This is a genomic window from Paeniglutamicibacter sp. ZC-3, from assembly GCF_025847175.2.
In the GTDB taxonomy this organism is placed as follows: Bacteria; Actinomycetota; Actinomycetes; order Actinomycetales; family Micrococcaceae; genus Paeniglutamicibacter; species Paeniglutamicibacter sulfureus.
The window spans coordinates 1-988 of the sequence record NZ_JAOYTG010000058.1 but is presented as its reverse complement, the minus strand read 5'-3'; the positions used below and the strand labels follow the sequence as shown (position 1 = coordinate 988).

Genomic DNA, 988 nt, shown 5'->3' with positions numbered 1-988 from the left:
AGGGAGCGTTTGCGGGGTGCGTTGGTTTTCCAGTTGTGCCAGATTCCTGCCGCGAGGGCCAGGAGCTTTGACGCGACGCGTGCGTAGAGACCTTCGAGGGTTCTGGCGCCGTGGTGTTCGAGCCCGAGCTGGCCCTTGAGGCTGTCGAAGACGGACTCGATCCACTGGCGGATGCCGCCGAACTTCCCGAACCTGGGCTTTTCGTCCTTGCGGTCCGGCCGCACCAGGTTGGCGCCGAGGTCCTCGGCGATGAACCGCTCAAAGTCCCTTCCGGCGAAACCCTTGTCGGCAAGGATGACCTGCCCGTCGCGGACCAGATGGTGGTCGTGGCGCAGCAGGGCCTCGGTGACCTCGCGTTCCCCGAGCTTGGGGTTGGCCAGTCCCCAGATCACCGGCATGCCCTCGGGGGTGCTGACTAGGTACAGGCGAAAGCCCCAGAAGTAGCGCGAATGCGAGGCGCAGTATCCGTAGCCGGCGTGCCCGGCCAGGTCCGAGCGCTTGACTGTTTCGCGGCTGGTGCCGCACGGGACGGGGGTCGAATCCAGCAGGCGGAGGATCTCGTGCCAGGATTCGGTGTCTTTGGCCAGTGCGGTGATCACCGCACTGATCAGTGTTCCGGCGGCGCGCACGCGCTTGTTGTATCCCGATTGCTGCGGGATCCCGGGGAATAGCCCGCTCAGGTGGGTGCGCGCATAGCGGACCCATCGCGATTCGGAGGAGTGCCCGTGCAGCAGGTGCTGGGCCACGACCAGGCACAGCAGCTCGGCATCGCTCAAGATGGCCTTGCGGCCGGGTTTGCTCGTCCGGTCATATCCCAAATCCGGCAGGACACGATCGGTAAGTAAGACGTAGAGTGTGGTCAGGAGAGTGTTCAGTTTTGGGTTCACATACGAGACTTAGCACTCTCCGCCAGCGATTAACAGGGTCCGGGAACAAGTTCCCGGACCCTGTCTCGTTCCAAGCGTCAATTAGGACTGACTCATCTAGG

Annotated in this window: 1 protein-coding gene; it reads right to left on the bottom strand. The window is 63.5% G+C overall.

Features of this window, described 5'->3' with window-relative positions; translation table 11 throughout:
* Positions 1-887: IS982 family transposase (locus OIU93_RS20535; RefSeq protein ID WP_264271888.1), on the bottom strand; the 887-nt coding region annotated here is incomplete at its 3' end.
* Positions 888-988 lie beyond the last annotated feature (101 nt).